Origin of the sequence: Brevibacterium picturae, assembly GCF_030453725.1 — a bacterium.
Taxonomy (GTDB): Bacteria; Actinomycetota; Actinomycetes; order Actinomycetales; family Brevibacteriaceae; genus Brevibacterium; species Brevibacterium sandarakinum_A.
This window is the reverse complement of record NZ_JAKDJU010000053.1, coordinates 1-18,942: the sequence shown is the minus strand read 5'-3', so window position 1 is coordinate 18,942 and position 18,942 is coordinate 1. Positions and strand designations below refer to the sequence as shown.

The window sequence follows — 18,942 nt, the reverse complement described above, 5'->3', positions numbered from 1 at the left end:
TCGCGCGAGGTTGCTGAGCCGCCGTCAGGTAGCTCTGGAGAGATGGTCGGGGATGGGTCAGGCTGCTGAGGCGGCGATGGCCTCTTCGATGACGTCGAAGGCTTCGTTCAGCAGCGCGTCGGAGATCGTCAGCGGCGGCAGGAAACGCAGGATGTTGCCGAAGGTTCCTGTGGTGAGCACGAGGACGCCGTTCTTCGCGCAGTGATCGGCGATCTTCTTGACCAGGTCGGGATTCGGGTCGATCGAGTCGCGCTGGACGAACTCGGCGGCAATCATGGCGCCACGGCCGCGAACATCGCCGACCTCCGGGTACTTGCCCTGCAACTTGGTGAGACGATCGGTGACGATCTCGCCGATGTGGACGGCGTTCTCGACGAGTCCGTCTTCCTCATAGGAGGCGATGGCGCCGAGTGCGGCCGCGCAGGCGACCGGATTGCCGCCGTAGGTTCCGCCGAGACGTCCCGGTCCGACCGAGTCCATGATCTCTGCGCGACCGGTCACTGCAGAGAGCGGCAGACCGCCGGCGATGCCCTTGGCTGTGGCGATGAGGTCGGGCACTATGCCCTCCCACTCGGAGGCGAACATCTTGCCGGTGCGGGCGAAGCCGGCCTGGACCTCGTCGGCGACGAAGACGATGCCCTTGTCACGCGCGAACTCGGTCAGGGCGGGCAGGAAGCCCTCCGCGGGAACGATGAAGCCGCCCTCACCCTGAATGGGCTCGATGACGATCGCGGCGACGTGTTCGGCGCCGACCTGCTTTTCGATCATGGTGATGACGCGCTTGGCAGCATCCTCGCCGCTGACCTTCGTGCCGGCCGCATCGTTGTCGCGGTACGGATACGACATGGGTGCACGGTAGACCTCGCCGGCGAACGGGCCGAAGCCTGCCTTGTAGGGCGCAGCCTTCGACGTCATCGACATGGTCAGGTTGGTGCGGCCGTGGTAGGCGTGGTCGAAGACGACGACGGCGTCGCGACCGGTGTGGGCGCGAGCGATCTTGACGGCGTTCTCGACAGCTTCGGCACCGGAGTTGAGCAGGATGGACCGCTTCTCATGATCGCCGGGAGTCAGTCGGTTGAGCGCCTCGGCGACCTCGACGTAGCCCTCATACGGGTTGACCATGAAGCAGGTGTGGGTGAAGGACTCGAGCTGCTCGGTGGCGCCCTTGACGACCCTCGGGTTCGAGTTTCCTGCGGTCGTCACGGCGATGCCGGCTCCCAGGTCGATGATCTGGTTGCCGTCGACGTCCTTGACGATTCCACCGCCGGCTGCGACCACATAGGCGGGCAGACTGGAACCGACTCCGGGAGCCACTGCCGACTGGCGACGCGCCTCGATCTCACGGGACTTCGGCCCGGGGATCTCGGTGACGAGTTTACGTTCCTGCGGCAGAGCTTCGCCGCCAATTTCCAAAGCTGTCATAACGAGAAGATTAGAGCCTCACGACGGTTCTTGTCACTTACCGTCCGCAGGCTGAGCAGATCACACCCACCACGGAAGACAGAGATGCGAAATTCGTTGCCGTCAGCACGGCTCGGATCACGCGAAAAGCGCGCTCGGACTCAGCGTCCGGCCGGGGTCGAAGGGCCGGGGTCGAAGGGCCGGGGGCGCAGTGTCCGCTGAGGGAGGAGCTCAGCGCCGCTGATTGCGCATGTCGACGTCCCGATTGCGACTCGGCAGATCGATCTCGTGTTCGCGCACGGGCGCAACGATCGTCTCCTGAGCCCCTGCCACCGGTGCCGCGTCGTCGCCGAGGTCGAAGCTCAGCGGAGCGTCCGCGGCGAGGTTGCGTTTGATCACTGCCAGGCCGATCGGCCCGAGCTCCCAGTGCAGGGCGACCGAGGTCAGCTGACCCACGGACCGCTCGGAACCGCGGACCTCAGCGAGCACCTCGGCGCCGGTTTCGGGCTGGATGTGCCCGGATCCGTCGAGGTGGACGAAGACGAGTCGGCGAGGCGGCTGGCCCAGGTTGTGCACGCGTGCCACGGCCTCCTGACCGCGGTAGCAGCCCTTGGCCAGGTGCACCGAGGTGCGCAGCATGTCGAGTTCTCCGACGAGCGACTTGTGGTCGATGTCGTTCACACCGGGTCGCCAGGCGGCGATCCGCAGAGCCTCCCAGGCGTCGTACCCGGCCATCGTGAATTCGCTCGCCGATGTGGCGTGCAGATCCGTGCGGGCCACGATGCCGATGACGAACTGAGTCTCGAGCCCGGGGTGGTCCTCCCCTGCCACCTCGAGTCCGAGATCGACCTGCGCATACGAGGCCGAACCGCTCCCGATGTGCGGCCAGGGGTCGTTCCACAGCTGTGCCGTGGGCAAGCTGTCCGGAAACTTCAGGACGGCTCCGAGGCATTGGAATTCGTCACTGACGTCCTCGATCTCCACCCGCATCATGAATACCATCTTGCGGAGGAACTCGAGGGTGGCGTCCGTGTGCAGTTCGCTGATCGCCCAGAGCGACTCACCGTCGTCGACGAGCTTGAGCCAGCCTTCGATGCGACCGTTCGGGTCGAGGACGAGGGTCTCTGTGGCCACACCCGGTGCCAGGGAGTCCAGCTTCTGAGTGGTGATGGAGTTCAGCCAGGTGAGACGGTCGGCTCCGCTCAGGCGCAGCACCCGCAGATGAGGCAGATCGACGATCGCGCCCTTCTCGAGCAGTGCCCGCTGCTCGCGCAGCGGTGAACCGTAGTGAACAGGGGTGTGCTGCAGCTCGCCTTCGCCGAAGACCGCGGTGGAACTCAGCGGGCGACTCAATGACGAGGGACGTGAGGGCACATTCGACTGCAAGGGTTCCTCCTCAGGTACGTTCTCTCCCTGACCGAGTTCGTGAGACTCAGGATCGTTCGACTCGGGATTGGTCGACTCGGGCTCGTTCGACTCAGGATCGGTCATCTCAGGCCAGCTTCTTCAGGCGGGCCGAGGAATGTGTGGCGAGCTCGTGGCCCAGCGCGGCCATGTCCCAGGCCCACATGAGCTCTCCGCCGACGAGTCCGTACATGCGGGTCGACGCGGTGTACTCCTTCGCGGTCTTGGTCCGGGCGACGACGTCGGTCGACAGGTCGATGCGCGGTCCCTTGACGTGACCCGCGTAGAGCTCCATCACGCCGTGGGGGTGGGCGATCTCGGCTTCGATCTCGAATCCTTCATCGTTCGTGCGCAGGGTTTCGACGGCCGCCGCCGAGGTGAAGCTGGGTTCTTCGGTCGGCACGAGCATTCCCGGGCCCACGTCTCCGGCATCGCGGGGGCGGATCAGCTGCCAGATCCCTGTTTCCAGGGTCAGCGTCGATTCCAGTTCGCCGTCCTCACTCAGCAGCCACGCATGCGCGGTGTACTGCAGGAACGGAGTTCCGGGATGGGCGACGAAGTCGACGCGCTGGCCGAACTGCTTCTCGGGGGTGTCCGCGTAGCCGACGACCCCGACGCCTTCCCACGAACCGATCAGCCAGGACAGGGGGACGAGCTCGGGATGGACCGAGGAATCAAGTTCGATCATTGAGTTCAGCGATTGTCTTTGAACAGCGCCGTGACGACCTTGACTCCGACGCCCAGGGCGCCGAGTGCGGCGATGCCGACGAGACTGGAGAAGACGATTTCGAGAGCGACAAGGTTTTCCATGCCCCCAGTCTACATTTTCCAACTGCGGCGCGTGCACCCAGTCCGGCCCCTGACAGCGATGCGCTCACCTCAGAGGGTGACGCGTTCGAGAGCGTAGACGATGACGCCGCCGAGGGCGATGGGAGCGGCGCCGAGTGCGAGCTGGACGGCGAAGCTGCGGGCCTTCTCCACGTTCTTCTTCAGCTCGATGTTCCGTGAGATCTCAAGGCTCACGGCCTGGTACTTGCTGTAGGCGATGAGACCGAGCATGCGGTCGACTCCAGCGACCAGAAGACCCATGACGGCGCCGAGGATCAGCGCCACCGGCCAGCTGATCGCATCCTTGAAGATGAGGACCGAGAGGATTCCGGCGACCGCGGTCGGCATCGCCACTGCCAGCGGGGACGTGTAGATCGCGGGCCAGGGCAGAGCCGTCATGCAGCCGGCGACGATGAGTGAGACGAGTCCCACGACGATGGCTTCCTTATCCCCGGGCATGGTGATCGCCGCGACCCAGGTGCTCGCCGACAGAGCGATGACCACGCCCGCGACCTGCGCTGAGACGTTGGCCACGGCGTCGGACGCGCCCATTCCACGGGTGAGGTTCTGCACGAAGGTCCACAGCAGGCCGAGACCCGCCAGGACCGGCAGCCAGTCAAGATAGGGAGCCGCGCTGTCCCGGAACGCCGCGATCAGTCCGGCCACGCCGAAGAGGAAGAGCATGATCGAGGTGGCGCGGGGCTGCGGAGAGTCGGTCAGCCTGGGCCACCCGTAGGCCACACCGAAGACGATGAGTCCCGTCGCCAGCAGGAACAAGGTGTAACCCCAGTACACGGAGGCGCTGAGGGCCAGTGCCAATACCAGGGCCACAGCTACTCGAATCCATCTGATCACAGCACTATCGTGCCTCATTTCGCCGCGGCGACGCGATTTGGGTCGGGCTCGGCGATCCCGGCCCGGCACCGAGGGCGGGCGAATGCCTGTGTTCGCGGGCATCGGCCCGAGTCACAGCGGACCGGATCTCGGAGCGCAGCAGCTCAACTCGCTGTCCGCGCTCGTCGACGGAAGCACACGCTCGATACTGAGTCCTCTGCTCCTGCCCGATTCACCGCGGAGCACGTCGTTGCCCTCGGGCGCGGAGGCGGTGCGCCATGCTCGCAGACCCCGAGTTCCGTGCCCGGTTCTGCTCGCTGACCTACACGTCAGGACGCAAGCCGACCGCATGACCGCCGGCGCTCTCGGTATACTTTCCCCAGGCCGCACATGATCGGCCGCGCCGAGTCCGAGGAGGTGGATGGAGCCCATGCGAATCCTGCACATCTGCCCCGCGGCCCGGATCGGCTCCCCTCTGGCCCCAGAATCCCTGCAGTACCTGGGCCACCAGATCGAACGCCTCAGCCTCGATCAGCTGCGCCCGGCAGGCGCGTCCCCCATCACCGCGGACTCGATCCCCGACTCGTCCACCGCCGACTCGATCACCGCAGACGTCGTCGTTGCCGATGCCTGCCTCGACCTGTCTCTGGCGCCTGCCATCGCCGAGGTGGTGGCGCGGGCGGGCATCACCGCGCCGATCATCGTCGTGCTCAGCGAAGGCGGGTTGGCCACAGCCTCGGCGAAGTGGGATGTCGCCGACATCGTCCTCACCACCGCCGGCCCCGCCGAGGTCGAGGCTCGCCTTCGTCTGGCACGTGACCACCACCGCAGGAATGCCTCATACGACACCGGGCCGGCTGCCCACGGCACCCTGCCCGTGAGAGACGGAGCCTCCTGGAGCAGCAGCGGGCCGTGGACGAGCGAGGGTGAGCCCATGATCGTCGTCAGCGGAGCTCTGCGCATCGACGAAACCGCATTCACCGCCCACCTCGGCGAGCGCAGCCTCGACCTGACCTACCGCGAATTCGCGCTGCTGAAGTTCTTTGCGATGCACCCCGAACGCGTCTTCACCCGCGACGAGCTCCTGCTCGCCGTGTGGGGTGATGACTACTACGGCGGGACCCGAACAGTCGATGTGCATGTCCGCCGCGTGCGTGCGAAACTCGGCAAAGACTTGGAAAATGCCATCCACACCGTCCGCAACGTCGGCTACCGCTTCAGCCCCGCGTCCGCGGCCGCCGACGGTGACGGACCCGGGACGGACAGCGCCCATGAGTCGGAACCCGAGACACAGCCGGACGCGCGAGGCCGACCAGAGGCGAATGAGCGATCAGCACACGGGCAGACAGCAGCAGAGCCGAACGAGGAGGACGTGAAGGTATGAGAATCGAAGCCAGCGGAGCCGTGAGCAATTCACCGATCACCACCCTCGCCGAGGAGGAGCTGACCTTCCTCAACCGCGTGGCAGCAGCCGATGGGTCCGCCGAGATCTCCGGCGGACTCCTGGCCATCGCCACCGGTGAGGACGAATCGGATTCCGCACAGACCGCCTCAAGCGCTTGGCGGGTCTACGCCGACGACAACCCAGGCGACGACGACTCGGTCGCCGCAGCGGACGACTCGGTCGCCGCGGCGATCGGCGAATCCGCTCTCATCGGATTCGGCATCCGCGCCCTCCAGGGTGATCGGCATGCGGCCGAATTCCTCATCGCCCCCGATCACCGCGGCCAGGGCCTCGGGGACAAGCTGCTGTCGACGATCCTCGACGAGGAGCCCTCGTCCTGGTGCTGGTCACACGGCGACCACCCGGGCGCCCAGAGACTCGCTGACAAGCACGGGCTCGGGCGCGACCGGGTGCTGTACCAGATGCGCACCGATTCCAACCTCAACATCGACGATCTGCCGCAGACTGCGGCCCCCGAGGGCGTCACGATCCGCTCCTTCACCTCCGGAGATGAAGCCGGATGGCTGCGCGTCAACAACGCGGCCTTCGACTGGCACCCGGAGCAGGGGTCCCAGACGCCGGAGGACTTCGCCGAGATCACCGGGGCACCCGATTTCGATCCGGATTCGGTCATCCTCGCCCTCCGCGACGGGCAGGTCATCGGATTCCATCAGACCAAGCTCACGGACTCGGACGAGGAGGGCCGCCTCGGCGAGGTCTATGTCGTCGGGGTCGACCCGAGCATCCATGCCAAGGGTGTGGGCAAGGCGCTGACGATCGAGGGCATGCGCCGGATGGTCGCTGCCGGGGCGGGGGCGATCGACCTCTACGTCGAGTCCGACAACGCACCGGCGCTAGGCTTGTACGAGCGGCTGGGCTTCCACGTCGCGGTGGCGCACGTGTCCTATGCGCCGGCTTCCCCGACCGAACGCAATCAGGAGTAAGACGATGTACGACATCAGTGCAGTCGGGGCGGAGCTGGGGCTGCCGGATCCGGAGGATCGATTCCTCGACCGAGAACTCAGCTGGCTGGCGTTCAACGAGCGTGTCCTCGACCTCGCCTCCGACCCTGATATGCCGCTGCTGGAGAGAGTCCGCTTCCTCTCGATCTTCGCAACCAACCTCGACGAGTTCTTCATGGTCCGCGTCGCCGGACTCAAACGCCGCATCAACACCGGCCTGGCCGTGCCCAGCGTCACCGGCCGGATGCCGCTGCAGGTCATGCACGCGATCGGCGTCCGGGCACATGACCTTATGACCCGCCACGCCGCCCTGCTCAAGGACGACATCGGTCCCCGCCTCGATGCGGAGTCGATCACGAAGGTCCAGGTGGACGAGCTCACCGACGACGAACGCGCCCGTGTCGACGAGTTCTTCGCCGGCCACGTCTTCCCCGTCCTCACCCCACTCGCGGTGGACCCGGCCCACCCGTTCCCCTACATCTCGGGACTCTCTCTCAACCTCGGCGTGCTGCTGCGGTACCCGGACTCGGGCAAGAAACTCTTCGCCCGGATCAAGGTGCCGCCGCGCCTGCCCCGGTTCTTCAACGTCGCGGGCAAATCGGACCGCCCCGTCGGTCGCGATGTCCCCGCACGCTTCGTCGCGCTCGAAGACATCATCGCCGAACACCTCGACACGCTCTTCGAGGGCATGGAGATCATCCACCACTCGACCTTCCGCGTCACCCGCAATGAGGACGTCGAGGTCGAGGAGGACGATGCGGAGAATCTCCTCAAGGCTCTGGAGAAGGAGCTGCTGCGACGCCGCTTCGGGCCGGCCGTCCGCTTGGAGATCACGGAGAACATCCATCCGCGGGTGCGCGAGATGCTCAAGGACGAACTCGGCATCGACGAGAACGAGATCTATCAGCTGCCCACCCCGCTCGATCTCTCCGGCATGTCCGACATCGCCGACGTCCCCCGCGATGACCTGCACTTCCGCAAGATGGTCCCGCAGATGAACAAGGACCTGTCGCTGCGCGAATCCAGCGACCAGGTCGACGTCTTCGCGGCCGTGAGCAACCGCGACATCCTGCTCCATCACCCCTATGACTCGTTCTCGACGAGTGTGCAGGCCTTCCTCGAGCAGGCGGCAGCGGACAAGAACGTGCTCGCGATCAAGCAGACGCTCTACCGCACCTCGGGCGACTCCCCGATCATCGACGCCCTCGTCGACGCCGCACAGGCGGGAATCCAGGTTCTCGCGGTCGTCGAGATCAAGGCCCGCTTCGACGAGGAGGCCAACATCACCTGGGCGCGCAAACTCGAGCGTGCCGGCGTCCACGTCGTCTACGGAATCGTCGGACTCAAGACCCACGCGAAGCTCTCCCTGGTCGTCCGCCAGGAGGCCGAGGGCCTGACCCGCTACTGCCACGTCGGCACCGGCAACTACCACCCGAAGACCGCGCGAGGATACGAGGACTTCGGGCTGCTGACCAAGGACAAGAACGTCGCCGATGACCTGACGAAGCTGTTCAACCAGCTCTCCGGGTATGCGCCCCTGACCGAGTACTCTCGCCTGCTCGTCGCCCCCACCCGGGTGCGTTCGGGGCTGATCGAACTCATCGACAAGGAGACGGCCATCGCCGAGGCGGGCGGGACCGGCACGATTAGGATCAAGGTCAACTCCATCGTCGACGAGGCGATCATCGACGCCCTCTACATGGCGTCTCGGGCCGGGGTCGAGGTCGAGGTCTTCGTCCGCGGCATCTGCGCCCTGCGCCCGGGGATCCCCGGGCTGAGTGAGAACATCACGGTTCGGTCCATGCTCGGCCGTTTCCTCGAACACTCACGAGCGTTCGTCTTCGGCAACCGCGGCGACCCGATCGTCTACATCGGTTCGGCCGACATGATGCACCGCAACCTCGACCGTCGCGTCGAAACCCTCGTCGAGCTCGTCGCGGCCAATCACAAGGCAGAGGTCATCGAACTCTTCGATCTGGCTTTCGCGGACACCACCTCGGCGTTCGTGCTCGCCGGTGACGGCAAGTGGACGCGCAGCACCTATGACGAGGCGGGCAACCGGCTCACCGACTACCAGACGGAGCTCATCCGCCGGCATCGCAAGCGCCGGGAGATCGGGGACGAGGCGTGAGCGCAAAAGCGGTCGGTTCCGCGCAGGCATCTTCGCGCGTGACCGCCGATGTCCTCGCCGCCGGCGCCCTGTGCTGGCGCAACGGGATTGAAGGCCTTGAGGTCGCACTCATCCACCGCCCCCGCTACAACGACTGGTCATGGCCCAAGGGCAAGGTGGAGTCCGGTGAGACCCTCCCGGAGACGGCGATTCGCGAGGTCAAGGAGGAGACGGGACTCGACATCACCATCGGCGTGCCCCTGCCCTCGGCCGAATACATGGTCGGGGGAAAGCACCTCAAGAAGGTCTTCTACTGGTCAGCACAGGTCAAGGGCGATCACACCTTCGCGCCGCTGAATCAGCGGGAGGTCGACGAGGTGAGGTGGTTTCCCGTCGGCGAGGCACGGACCAAACTGACCTCCTACGCCGATCGCGACCAGCTCGATGCTCTGGAGAAGTTCGACTCCACCGACGCGCTGCGCGCCTGGCCGCTGGTCCTCGTCCGCCATGGGAAGGCATTCCCCCGGGCGAAGTGGCACGAGACAGAACATGTGCGCCCGCTGCTGGCTCTGGGGACCCGACAGGCTATGGCACTGACCGGACTGCTCTCGGCATGGGGGACGAAGAAGCTGATCTCAAGCCCCTGGAAGCGGTGCATGGCCACGCTCGCTCCGCTGTCTGCGGCGACAGGCAGGCCGATCCGGAAGGCCTCGTGCCTGAGTGAGAAGGCGAGCTCTGCGAATCCGGACAAGACCGCTCGGTTCATCGAGAGGCTCCTCGAGAAGGGGAAACCGGTCATCTACTGCACCCACCGGCCGGTGCTGCCGCTGATCCTCGACATCTACGCGAAGCACGCCCCTCAGCGCATCGCGGACAAGCTGCCGCGCGAAGACCCCTACCTCAAACCCGGTGAGATCATCGTCGCCTATGTGCGTCCAGGTCCTGTGCCCCGCATTGTCGACTTCGAACGGATGCGCCCCATCGACACCTGAACGACTGCACCCGATCGGCGCCTGAGGCCCGGCTATCCGGCAGCCGCTCGGCAAGAGAATCGGTGCCGATGTCCACGGCAGGGCCGTTCCGGCAACCATCCTTTCATGAATTGGCTCGTTCCAGTGATAGAGCACTCACCTGGACTTGAAGCCTTCAGGATTCATTCATCCTCCATTCACTTTGCCACTCCCCCGCCTTTACACACGATCCTTAGCGTGGAACACGAAAGATCGAGCAATCTCGAGCATCGTTCTCATTCTTACTGGAAAGGCATCTTCGTGAAGCTGAAGCACCTGGCACCATCCGCCGCGATCCTGGCAGTCGGCGCACTCACTTTGTCGGCCTGCGGCGGCACTTCCGCCACAGGAGAGGAAGTCGGCGAGGGCGGCAGCAGTGACCTGCAGGGCACCATCACCGGCATCGGCGCCTCCTCACAGAAAGCGGCGATGGACGCTTGGACCGCCGACTTCGCCTCGGCGAACTCCGGCGTGACCGTCAACTATTCGCCCGACGGATCGGGTGCGGGCCGCGAGCAGTTCCTCGCCGGAAACGCTCAGTTCGCCGGCTCCGACGCTCACCTCGATGATGACGAGGTCGAGGCCAGCAAGGAGGTCTGCGGTCCCGAGGGAGCCTTCGAGTACCCGGTCTACATCTCCCCGATCGCCGTGGCGTTCAACGTCGAGGGCGTCGACGAGCTCAACCTCTCCCCGGCGACGATCGCCAAGATCTTCAAGGGCGAGATCAGCAATTGGAACGACGAAGCCATCAAGGCCGACAACCCGGACGCGGACCTTCCTGACACGAAGATCACAGCCGTTCACCGCTCTGATGACTCCGGCACCACGGAGAACTTCGCCGAGTACCTCAAAGCCGCCGCCGAGGAGGACTGGGACGCCGAAGTCAGCGGAAACTTCCCCAAGGACTTCGGCGGCGAGGCCGCACAGGGCACCGACGGTGTCGTGCAGACCGTCTCCGACACCGATGGAGCCATCGGCTACGCCGATGCCTCCGCAGTCGGATCGCTGGGCAAGGCCAAGGTGAAGGTCGGCGAGGAATTCGTCGAACTCTCCCCTGAGGCCGCGTCAAAGGTCGTCGACGCCTCCGAGAAGGTCGAGGGCCGCGGCGAAGGCGACCTCGCCTTCGATCTGGCCCGTGACACCACCGAGTCGGGCGCCTACCCGATCGTCCTGGTGTCGTACCACCTGGTCTGCTCGTCCTACAAGGACCAGGAGACTGTGGACATGATCAAGGCCTGGGAGAAGTTCGTCGTCTCCGAAGAGGGACAGAAGTCCGCAGCGGAATCTGCCGGCTCGGCACCGCTGTCCGACGACCTGCGCTCGCAGATCGAAACCGTCATCGATTCGATCAAGGTTGAAGGCTGATTCTTGGCCCCTGACCTGCAGAATTGATCAGCTGAAGAGCGGCGCAGCGACCCTGCGCCGCTCTTCGGTGCCTACGGGCCCGCCCGCCGGACCCACCGCCAGTTTCATGAGGAGCACTTGTGCCGACCAGCACACAGACCACAGCCTCCGGCCCCGCCGGAGCACCCGAACCGGACTCACACCCCGAGTCCGGCAAGGGCCAGAAGCCCAAAGCCGTTGTTCGTCCCGGTGACCGCATCTTCTCTGCCGCGACGCTCATCGCCGGCATCCTGATCCTGCTCATCCTGGCGGGGGTCGCCCTGTTCCTTCTGGCACAGTCCACGGACACCATCAAGGCCCAAATGGATGATCCGAGTTCGATCACCGGCGGCAAGGGATTCTTCTCCTACGTCTGGCCGCTCGTCATCGGGACACTGATCTCGTCGGCCATCGCTCTGCTCGTGGCAACGCCTTTCGCTCTGGGCATCGCGCTGTTCACCACGCACATGGCGCCGCGGAAGCTGGCACCGACCCTCGGGTACGTCATCGATCTGCTCGCGGCGATTCCATCGGTGGTCTACGGTCTGTGGGGAATCGCCCTGGCCGGCAACCTCACAGCCTTCTACCTGTGGCTGTCGAAGTGGTTCGGCTGGATTCCGATCTTCGCACCCGATGAGAACGGTGCGGTGTCGAACACCGGGCGCACGCTGCTGACCGCCTCCCTCGTGCTCTCCATCATGATCCTGCCGATCATCACCTCCCTGACCCGGGAGATCTTCCTGCAGACTCCCCGCCTGCAGGAAGAAGCGGCGCTGGCCCTCGGCGCCACCCGCTGGGAGATGATCCGCATGTCGGTGCTGCCGTTCGGAAAGTCCGGCATCGCCTCGGCGACCATGCTCGGCCTCGGCCGCGCACTCGGTGAGACCATGGCCGTGGCCATGATCCTCTCCCCCGGTCTGCTCACCGCGTCCCTGGTCGTCAGCGGCAACCAGACGATCGCGTCAGAGATCGCACAGAACTTCCCCGAGGCCGCCGGCCTGCGACTGTCCGAGCTGATCACGATCGGCCTCGTCCTCTTCGTCATCACCCTCCTGGTGAACATGGGAGCACGCGCAATCGTCGCCAAGACCTCGGTGAAGGGCAGTTGAGAATGTTGACCAATACGAACAATTCGACGACCTCGCCTCGCAGCCTGACCTCGAAGCAGCTGCCCCCGGCCACCCCCTGGGTGATTGCAGTCGCCTCCATCATCGTCGCGATCATCATCGGCTTCGTCATCTTCGGCGGCTTCAACATCCCCGTCGTCGCAGTCCTCGCCGGACTCATCAACATGGTGGCCGTGTTTGTGCTCTCCGCGTCCTACGAAGGACGCCGCAAGGCCACCGACCGGGTGGCCACAACCGTCGTCACCTCCGCTTTCGTCCTCGCATGCGTTCCCCTCATCTCGCTGCTGTGGCTGACCGTCTCCAAGGGCGGAGCCGCGATCAACGGCGACCTCCTGTCCCGCACGATGCTCGGCATGAAAGGCGTGCTCGACCAGCAATACGTCGCCGGCGAAGCCACCTTGGCCGGCGGCTTCTACCACGCGATCGTCGGCACCGTCCTGATCACGATCGCCGCCTGCATCATCTCGATCCCCATCGGTGTGCTGACCGCGATCTACCTCGTCGAGTACGCCGGCAAGAACAGACTGGGCAAGGCCATCACCTTCCTCGTCGACGTGATGACCGGCATCCCCTCGATCGTGGCCGGCCTCTTCGCCTTCGCCCTGTTCTCGACCATCGCCAACCTCATCATGCCGGAGGCCGCGGGCATCGCGAAGACCGGCTTCACCGCCGCAGTGGCGCTGTCCGTGCTCATGATTCCGATCGTCGTGCGCAACACGGAGGAGATCCTGCGGCTCGTGCCGATGGACCTGCGTGAAGCTTCCTATGCTCTGGGCGTACCGAAGTGGAAGACGATCGTCAAAATCGTCCTGCCCACCTCGGTGTCGGGCATCCTCTCCGGCATCACCATCGCAATCGCCCGCGTCATCGGCGAGACCGCGCCCATCATGGTCACCGCAGGCTTCGCCAAGACGCTCAACTGGAACCTGTTCTCCGGCTGGATGTCGACGCTGCCGACCTACATCTACGATTCGCAGCTGCGCCCGGTCTCCCCCGGTGATGCCGCCATAGCCAGCTCGGAACGCGCCTGGGCAGCCGCCCTCGTGCTCGTCACCCTGGTCATGGTCCTCAACCTCCTCGCCCGCGTGATCGCAAAAGTGCTCGCACCGAAGACAGGGCGCTGATGAGGCGCTGAAACCCCGCAGCACGCCATACTTGTTTCAGACATTCCACAGATAGGGAAACACATTGTCCAAGCAGATCGACATCAAGGATCTCGACATCTTCTACGGCGACTTCCGCGCCGTCGACGGTGTGCAGATGCAGATCAAACCCCGCTCGGTCACGGCCCTCATCGGCCCCTCGGGCTGCGGCAAGTCCACCGTACTGCGCACACTCAACCGAATGCACGAAGTGATTCCGGGCGCCAGCGTCTCCGGTCAGGTCCTCATGGACGGCAATGACATCTACGGCGCGGGCGTCGACCCGGTCAACGTGCGTCGTGAGGTCGGCATGGTCTTCCAGCGTGCGAACCCGTTCCCCACGATGAGCATCAAGGAGAACGTGCTGGCCGGCGTGCGCTTGAACAGCAAGCGCATCTCGAAGTCCGAGGCCGATGACCTCACCGAGCGTGCACTGCGTGGCGCGAACCTCTGGAATGAGGTCAAGGACCGTCTCAGCCTGCCCGGCTCGGGGCTCTCCGGTGGCCAGCAGCAGCGCCTGTGCATCGCTCGCGCGATCGCCGTCGAGCCCGAGGTCCTGCTCATGGACGAACCCTGCTCCGCACTCGACCCGATCTCCACCTTGGCCATCGAGGACCTCATCAACGACCTCAAGGACCAGTACACGGTCGTCATCGTCACTCACAACATGCAGCAGGCCGCTCGTGTCTCAGACAGGACCGCGTTCTTCAACATCGCAGGCACCGGCAAGCCGGGCAAGCTCATCGAGTTCAACGACACCTCGACGATCTTCTCCAACCCTGACAGGGAAGAGACCGAGAACTACATCTCCGGCCGCTTCGGCTGATCTGAGGCCTGCTGGGTTAGAGATTTGAGGCCTGCGGGGTCAGAGTGCTCTATGGAGTTGGGCCGAGAGCCGCAATTCTCAGCCAGAATGCTCAACGGATGGTAAGTTCGCCTCGAATCCAGCGCTGGATTCGAGGCGAACTTACCATCCGTTGCCTGCATTCACAACCTGGAGTCACCGCGCGAAGGCGTCCTCTCGACCAGCTGCTCGACGCCGGGCGCATCGACGCCCTGACCCTGGCCATCCATCCCGTGGTCGCCGGTGCCGGCTGCTGGAGCGTCGCCGGTGCTGGCCGTGGTCGCCGGTCCCGGCTGTGGGAGCTTCGCCGGCGCTGGATCCAAGCGCTTGTCTCTGACCGCAGTACAGACAACTGCCTCAGGCAATCTGCTCGTGAACTATGGGCCTCGGCCGGACCGATAGCCGCCGGCAGGACTGACAGCTGCCGGCAGTACCGATATATGTCGGTCAGGCTGATAGCTGCCGGCAGCGTCACTGTCAGACCGACTCGCTTCTTCGTACTCGCCTGAACACGGTCTGGGAATTGCCTCCGCGATCGGTCAGATGATCTTCCCAGCAACCCATCGCCGATATATCGTTATATATCGTCAGAGCGATACGAACAGACCTGGAGGTCATCATGAACGAGCCATTCACGCACGGAGGCTTTTCTCGCCGAGGCGGCGATTGGGGCGGCGCCAACATCTGGGAAGCGGTGGAGCAGCTGCGCACCTCCTTCTCCCCCAAACAGCCTTTCCGCATGAACCGCGGGGACGTCCGCGCCGGAATCCTCACCCTCCTGGCCGAGGCACCGATGCACGGGTACCAGATCATCCAAGAGATCGAAGAACGCAGCGGCGGCAGCTGGAAGCCCAGCCCGGGGTCCGTCTACCCGACGCTGCAGCTGCTCACGGATGAGGGACTCATCAGCTCGGAGTCCTCCAGCGGACGCAAGACCTATTCACTCACCGAGGCCGGACGCGAACAGCTCGCATCCGAGCCGGAGTCCAATGCTCCATGGGAGTCAGCGAAGAAACCCGACGCCCCCAGGGCCGCAAACCTGGCCAAGGCCGGCGTCGAACTGGCCCAGGCCGCAGCTCAGGTCGGCCGGTCCGGCAACAAGGAACAGGTCGCCGAGGCGGTCACCGCGCTCGAGGAGACCAAGCGCAGGCTGTATTCGATCCTCGCCGAGGACTGAGCGGTGACGGCGGGAACCGAGCGGCGCGTGCCGCCAGAGGACCGCGCCGCATCGGAACCCACCACCCCGATTCAGCCCGATCAGAGGCGAAGCCTCAGGGCGCGATACGGTCGGATTATCCGCTTCGCAGCAGCTCAGATGGTTCTGGCCTGGTGGTTCGAGCTGACGCTGCCGCGGATCGGTCTGGGCCGGTTCGCGGCGCGGGGTCGGGTGGCACGGTGGCGGTCGACGGCCAAGCGGTTCCGCGTCCTGGCCGTGGAGCTCGGCGGTCTGATGATCAAGGTCGGACAGTTCCTGTCTTCGCGGATGGATGTGCTGCCGCCCGAGATCACCAAGGAGCTGGAGGGCCTGCAGGACGAGGTCTCACCGGTCCCCTACCCGCAGATCCGCACTCTCGCCGAGGCTCAGCTGGGGATGGGGCTCACCGACGCCTTTGCCTCCTTCGACACTCATCCGTTGGCGGCAGCGTCCTTGGGGCAGGCGCACTCAGCGACTCTGACCCCGAGCGTGACCGCAGAGCTCGGATTCGCCGAGGTGGTCGTCAAGGTCCAGCGGCCGGGAATCGCCGATGTCGTCGAGGTCGACCTGCGCGCCCTGCGCCGGATCGCCGGATGGCTCTCCCGCGTCCGCTTCGTCTCCCGCAGCGTCGATATGCCGGCGCTGGTCGAAGAGTTCGCCCATGTCAGTCTCGAGGAGATCGACTATCTCCACGAGGCGGCGAATGCGGAGGCCTTCGCCCTGGATGCGGCTGCGTCGGCGGTTGCGTCGGCAGCCACTGCCCCTTCTGCCACCGAGCCCGACCGGTCGACCAGCTCGGCTCGGGTGCAGGCTCCGCGCATCGCCTGGGAGCAGACCACGCCGCAGGTGCTGACCATGGAGGACGTCACAGCGATCAAGGCCAATGACGTCGCGGCACTGCATCGAGCCGGGATCGACCCCCACGAGGTCGCCGCTGCCTTCGCGCACACGATGTTCGACCAGCTCTTCCGCACAGGGTTCTTCCACGCCGATCCCCACCCCGGCAATATCTTCGTGACTCCCGCCCACTCGACGACAGCCTCGGCGGGGAAAGGCTGGCATCTGACCTTCGTCGACTTCGGGATGATGGGACATGTGCCCGAGACCCTGCGAACGGGCTTGCGGGAGCTCATCATCGCCGTGGCCATGCGGGATTCTCGCCGCCTCGTCGCCAGCGTCGAACTCATCGGAGTTCTGCTGGACGGCGCAGATACGGACGAACTCGAACGCTCCCTCACCGGACTCTTCGCCCGGTTCGGAGGCATGGGGTTCGCTCAGCTGCGCGACGTCGACGAGAAGGAGCTGCGAGCCTTCTCCACGGATTTCGAATCGGTCGTGCGGGATCTGCCCGTGCAGCTTCCGGAGAACCTCTTCCTCATCATCCGCTCGCTGTCCATGGTGTCGGGTCTGTGCAGTTCGCTCAATCCCTCGTTCAACATCTGGGAGGTCGTCGAACCCTATGCGAGCGAGCTGATCGAGGAGGAGAAGGGCGGCGCCGCCGGTACTGTGGCGAAAGAAGCGCTTACCTTCGTGCGTCTGACGCTGGGTCTGCCGGGACGGCTCGACAGCCTGGTCCACAGGCTCGAGAACGGCGAACTCTCGGTCGCCACACCCAAGCTTGATCGTCGGGTTGCCGGTCTCGAGCTCCTGGCTCGCGGGGTGATCTCGGCCGTGCTGTTCACCGGCTTCGTCATCGCCGGGGCGGTGCTGCTGCCCGTCACGACGCTGGGCGGGGTGCTGCTGCTCATCGCCTCGGTGCCGGCGCTGATCCACAGTCTGCTCACCATGCTGCGACACAGGACGCTCAGCCGCAGACATCGCCGTCTGTGAGAACGTGCAGTCTGTGAAAACGCGTGTCATCCGACCCACCGACAGCTCAGACTGAGACTTCCGATCGCTGCAAACCAGCTCCACGCGCATACACTCTCCGGGGCTGAGCCCAACGGTCGGCAACTCCTGGTCGATTCAAGCAACTTTGATCGCCCAGGAGTTGCCGCCCGTTGGCGGCGTTACGCGGTCTGCCCGCGGTTGGACCGCGCCCCGTGAGAGGCGCTCTGAACGCGCGAGTGGACTCAGTCAGCGGCGCGAGCATCGAGTCGCCGAGCACGGTAGGCATAGGTGGCCCAACCCAGTGCCAGCGCCCACAGAGGGAAGAGCAGTGTAGGACCGATCGTCACCCAGTTGCTGCTGAGGTCGACATCATTGAGCAGAACTGATTGCACCAGCCCCATGCCACCGGTGAAGAGCGCCAGCGCAACGATGCTGGCAGGAAGCGTCGCGAGGAGTATCGGCACACGTCGGCCTGCCAACGACCCAGTCCAGCGAGGAAGCCTTTCTCCCCACTTCTGCACCAGCCCCAGGGTGAGCAGAGCCCCGGCCAAGCCGGCGAAGGCAAGCACCAGCCCCGAATGCCACAATCCCACCCTGTGTCCTTCAGTGTAGAACTCAGGATCCAGTCCGAGGGGAATGCCGATCGCCCACGACGGCCCCGGTGGCGATGATGATCAGGGACTCTGTTCGCCCGGCGACCTGGTTCGATGCAGTGACAGCCCAGATCACAACGGCGAAGTAGGGCACGGCAATGACGCCGCCGATGAGGAGAACCAGCAGCCTGCGCCACAGCACTGTCACGCGAATTGTCATCATCACCAGACTACCGGTGACCGGATGCCTGGAAATATACCCGAGTCCGAACCCATCCGTCGCACAATCGGCTCCGAAGCAGCTGGTGTACGACGAGAGACTTCGAAAGGAGTGTCATGACCGCCCAGACGGCATCCACCCACACCGCACGCAGCCCCATCCAGGTCATCTCGGGCCTATTCGGTGCCGTGTTCCTCCTGGTGGGGATCCTGGGATTCGTCCCAGGCATCACAAAGGACCTGGACACGATCATGTTCGCCGGGCATCAGTCTCAGGCCGCACTGCTGGGAATCTTCCAGGTCTCGGTGCTGCACAACATCGTCCATCTGCTCTTCGGCATCGTCGGCCTACTCGGGCTCAGGTCACGCAAGCTGGCCAAGACCTACCTCATCGTCGGCGGCATCGTCTACGCGGTGCTGTGGATCTACGGCCTCGTCGTTCCGATGGAGTCGATGGGCAACTTCGTTCCGCTCAATACCGCTGACAACTGGCTGCACTTCGTGCTCGCCGTGGCCATGATCACGACCGGCATCGTCTTCGGCCGGAAGGCTCACACCTCCGTGACGCGGTGACGCGGTGACGCGGTGACGCGGTGACGCGGTGACGCGGTGACGC

General features: G+C 65.0%; 18 protein-coding genes. 11 read left to right on the top strand and 7 right to left on the bottom strand.

Annotation, left to right across the window (positions count from 1 at the left end; all coding sequences use genetic code 11):
- Positions 1-57: 57 nt before the first annotated feature.
- The 4 genes from gabT to L0G76_RS07455 form a co-directional block, all read right to left on the bottom strand.
- Positions 58-1,422 carry a 4-aminobutyrate--2-oxoglutarate transaminase gene (gene gabT, locus L0G76_RS07470; protein ID WP_304356665.1) on the bottom strand — a complete coding sequence of 455 codons (1,365 nt, stop codon included), beginning with the start codon at positions 1,420-1,422 and terminating at the stop codon, positions 58-60.
- A 210-nt stretch (positions 1,423-1,632) separates the two neighbouring features.
- On the bottom strand, positions 1,633-2,892 hold the full coding sequence (gene ygfZ / locus L0G76_RS07465; RefSeq protein WP_304356664.1) for a CAF17-like 4Fe-4S cluster assembly/insertion protein YgfZ: 1,260 nt from the start codon (positions 2,890-2,892) through the stop codon (positions 1,633-1,635).
- Between the two features lies 1 nt (position 2,893).
- Positions 2,894-3,493, bottom strand: coding sequence for a heme-binding beta-barrel domain-containing protein (locus tag L0G76_RS07460; protein ID WP_304356663.1), 600 nt, complete (start codon positions 3,491-3,493; stop codon positions 2,894-2,896).
- 191 nt (positions 3,494-3,684) lie between these two features.
- The gene (locus L0G76_RS07455) at positions 3,685-4,464 is read right to left on the bottom strand and encodes an ammonia permease (RefSeq protein WP_304356662.1); all 780 of its coding nucleotides are present in this window, start codon (positions 4,462-4,464) and stop codon (positions 3,685-3,687) included.
- 433 nt (positions 4,465-4,897) lie between these two features.
- Between L0G76_RS07455 and L0G76_RS07450 the strand changes: the two genes are divergently transcribed.
- From L0G76_RS07450 to pstB, 8 genes are all read left to right on the top strand, one after another.
- Positions 4,898-5,851: a winged helix-turn-helix domain-containing protein gene (locus L0G76_RS07450; protein WP_487246997.1), complete on the top strand. Its 954-nt coding sequence runs from the start codon at positions 4,898-4,900 to the stop codon at positions 5,849-5,851.
- A complete protein-coding gene (gene mshD, locus L0G76_RS07445) occupies positions 5,848-6,855 on the top strand; it encodes a mycothiol synthase (RefSeq protein WP_304356660.1) in 1,008 nt (335 codons plus the stop codon). The genes L0G76_RS07450 and mshD overlap by 4 nt, the downstream gene beginning before the upstream one ends.
- Positions 6,856-6,859: 4 nt before the next feature.
- Positions 6,860-9,004: an RNA degradosome polyphosphate kinase gene (locus L0G76_RS07440; RefSeq protein ID WP_304356659.1), complete on the top strand. Its 2,145-nt coding sequence runs from the start codon at positions 6,860-6,862 to the stop codon at positions 9,002-9,004.
- Entirely contained in the window at positions 9,001-9,975 is a 975-nt protein-coding gene (locus L0G76_RS07435; RefSeq protein WP_304356658.1) for an NUDIX hydrolase, read from the top strand. The genes L0G76_RS07440 and L0G76_RS07435 overlap by 4 nt, the downstream gene beginning before the upstream one ends.
- Positions 9,976-10,254: 279 nt before the next feature.
- A complete protein-coding gene (pstS, locus tag L0G76_RS07430; RefSeq protein WP_304356657.1) occupies positions 10,255-11,358 on the top strand; it encodes a phosphate ABC transporter substrate-binding protein PstS in 1,104 nt (367 codons plus the stop codon).
- A gap of 119 nt (positions 11,359-11,477) precedes the next feature.
- Positions 11,478-12,485 carry a phosphate ABC transporter permease subunit PstC gene (gene pstC / locus L0G76_RS07425; protein WP_487246996.1) on the top strand — a complete coding sequence of 336 codons (1,008 nt, stop codon included), beginning with the start codon at positions 11,478-11,480 and terminating at the stop codon, positions 12,483-12,485.
- A gap of 2 nt (positions 12,486-12,487) precedes the next feature.
- Positions 12,488-13,627, top strand: a complete 1,140-nt coding sequence (gene pstA, locus L0G76_RS07420; RefSeq protein WP_304356656.1) for a phosphate ABC transporter permease PstA — start codon at positions 12,488-12,490, stop codon at positions 13,625-13,627.
- A 64-nt stretch (positions 13,628-13,691) separates the two neighbouring features.
- Positions 13,692-14,471, top strand: a complete 780-nt coding sequence (gene pstB / locus L0G76_RS07415; protein ID WP_304356655.1) for a phosphate ABC transporter ATP-binding protein PstB — start codon at positions 13,692-13,694, stop codon at positions 14,469-14,471.
- A gap of 161 nt (positions 14,472-14,632) precedes the next feature.
- On the opposite strand, the gene L0G76_RS07410 is transcribed toward pstB, so the two are convergent.
- Positions 14,633-14,812, bottom strand: a complete 180-nt coding sequence (locus L0G76_RS07410) for a hypothetical protein (protein WP_304356654.1) — start codon at positions 14,810-14,812, stop codon at positions 14,633-14,635.
- Between the two features lie 296 nt (positions 14,813-15,108).
- Here L0G76_RS07410 and L0G76_RS07405 point away from each other — a divergent pair, with 296 nt between their 5' ends.
- Positions 15,109-15,666 carry a PadR family transcriptional regulator gene (locus tag L0G76_RS07405; RefSeq protein ID WP_304356653.1) on the top strand — a complete coding sequence of 186 codons (558 nt, stop codon included), beginning with the start codon at positions 15,109-15,111 and terminating at the stop codon, positions 15,664-15,666.
- A gap of 138 nt (positions 15,667-15,804) precedes the next feature.
- Entirely contained in the window at positions 15,805-17,514 is a 1,710-nt protein-coding gene (locus L0G76_RS07400) for an ABC1 kinase family protein (protein WP_304356652.1), read from the top strand.
- A 242-nt stretch (positions 17,515-17,756) separates the two neighbouring features.
- Here L0G76_RS07400 and L0G76_RS07395 read toward each other — a convergent pair whose 3' ends face one another.
- A complete protein-coding gene (locus L0G76_RS07395; protein ID WP_304356651.1) occupies positions 17,757-18,107 on the bottom strand; it encodes a hypothetical protein in 351 nt (116 codons plus the stop codon).
- A 22-nt stretch (positions 18,108-18,129) separates the two neighbouring features.
- Entirely contained in the window at positions 18,130-18,327 is a 198-nt protein-coding gene (locus tag L0G76_RS07390) for a hypothetical protein (RefSeq protein ID WP_304356650.1), read from the bottom strand.
- A gap of 116 nt (positions 18,328-18,443) precedes the next feature.
- Between L0G76_RS07390 and L0G76_RS07385 the strand changes: the two genes are divergently transcribed.
- Entirely contained in the window at positions 18,444-18,899 is a 456-nt protein-coding gene (locus L0G76_RS07385; protein WP_304356649.1) for a DUF4383 domain-containing protein, read from the top strand.
- The last annotated feature ends 43 nt before the right edge of the window (positions 18,900-18,942 follow it).

What these genes read in the sequence shown, in the direction of transcription:
- L0G76_RS07450 (WP_487246997.1), top strand. Translation starts at nt 4,898, where the DNA reads ATGCGAATCCTGCACATCTGCCCCGCGGCCCGGATCGGCTCCCCTCTG.
- L0G76_RS07400 (WP_304356652.1), top strand. Translation starts at nt 15,805, where the DNA reads ATGGTTCTGGCCTGGTGGTTCGAGCTGACGCTGCCGCGGATCGGTCTG.
- L0G76_RS07385 (WP_304356649.1), top strand. Translation starts at nt 18,444, where the DNA reads ATGACCGCCCAGACGGCATCCACCCACACCGCACGCAGCCCCATCCAG.
- L0G76_RS07390 (WP_304356650.1), bottom strand. Translation starts at nt 18,327, where the DNA reads ATGACAATTCGCGTGACAGTGCTGTGGCGCAGGCTGCTGGTTCTCCTC.
- L0G76_RS07460 (WP_304356663.1), bottom strand. Translation starts at nt 3,493, where the DNA reads ATGATCGAACTTGATTCCTCGGTCCATCCCGAGCTCGTCCCCCTGTCC.
- L0G76_RS07440 (WP_304356659.1), top strand. Translation starts at nt 6,860, where the DNA reads ATGTACGACATCAGTGCAGTCGGGGCGGAGCTGGGGCTGCCGGATCCG.
- ygfZ (WP_304356664.1), bottom strand. Translation starts at nt 2,892, where the DNA reads ATGACCGATCCTGAGTCGAACGAGCCCGAGTCGACCAATCCCGAGTCG.
- mshD (WP_304356660.1), top strand. Translation starts at nt 5,848, where the DNA reads ATGAGAATCGAAGCCAGCGGAGCCGTGAGCAATTCACCGATCACCACC.
- L0G76_RS07405 (WP_304356653.1), top strand. Translation starts at nt 15,109, where the DNA reads ATGAACGAGCCATTCACGCACGGAGGCTTTTCTCGCCGAGGCGGCGAT.
- gabT (WP_304356665.1), bottom strand. Translation starts at nt 1,422, where the DNA reads ATGACAGCTTTGGAAATTGGCGGCGAAGCTCTGCCGCAGGAACGTAAA.
- pstA (WP_304356656.1), top strand. Translation starts at nt 12,488, where the DNA reads ATGTTGACCAATACGAACAATTCGACGACCTCGCCTCGCAGCCTGACC.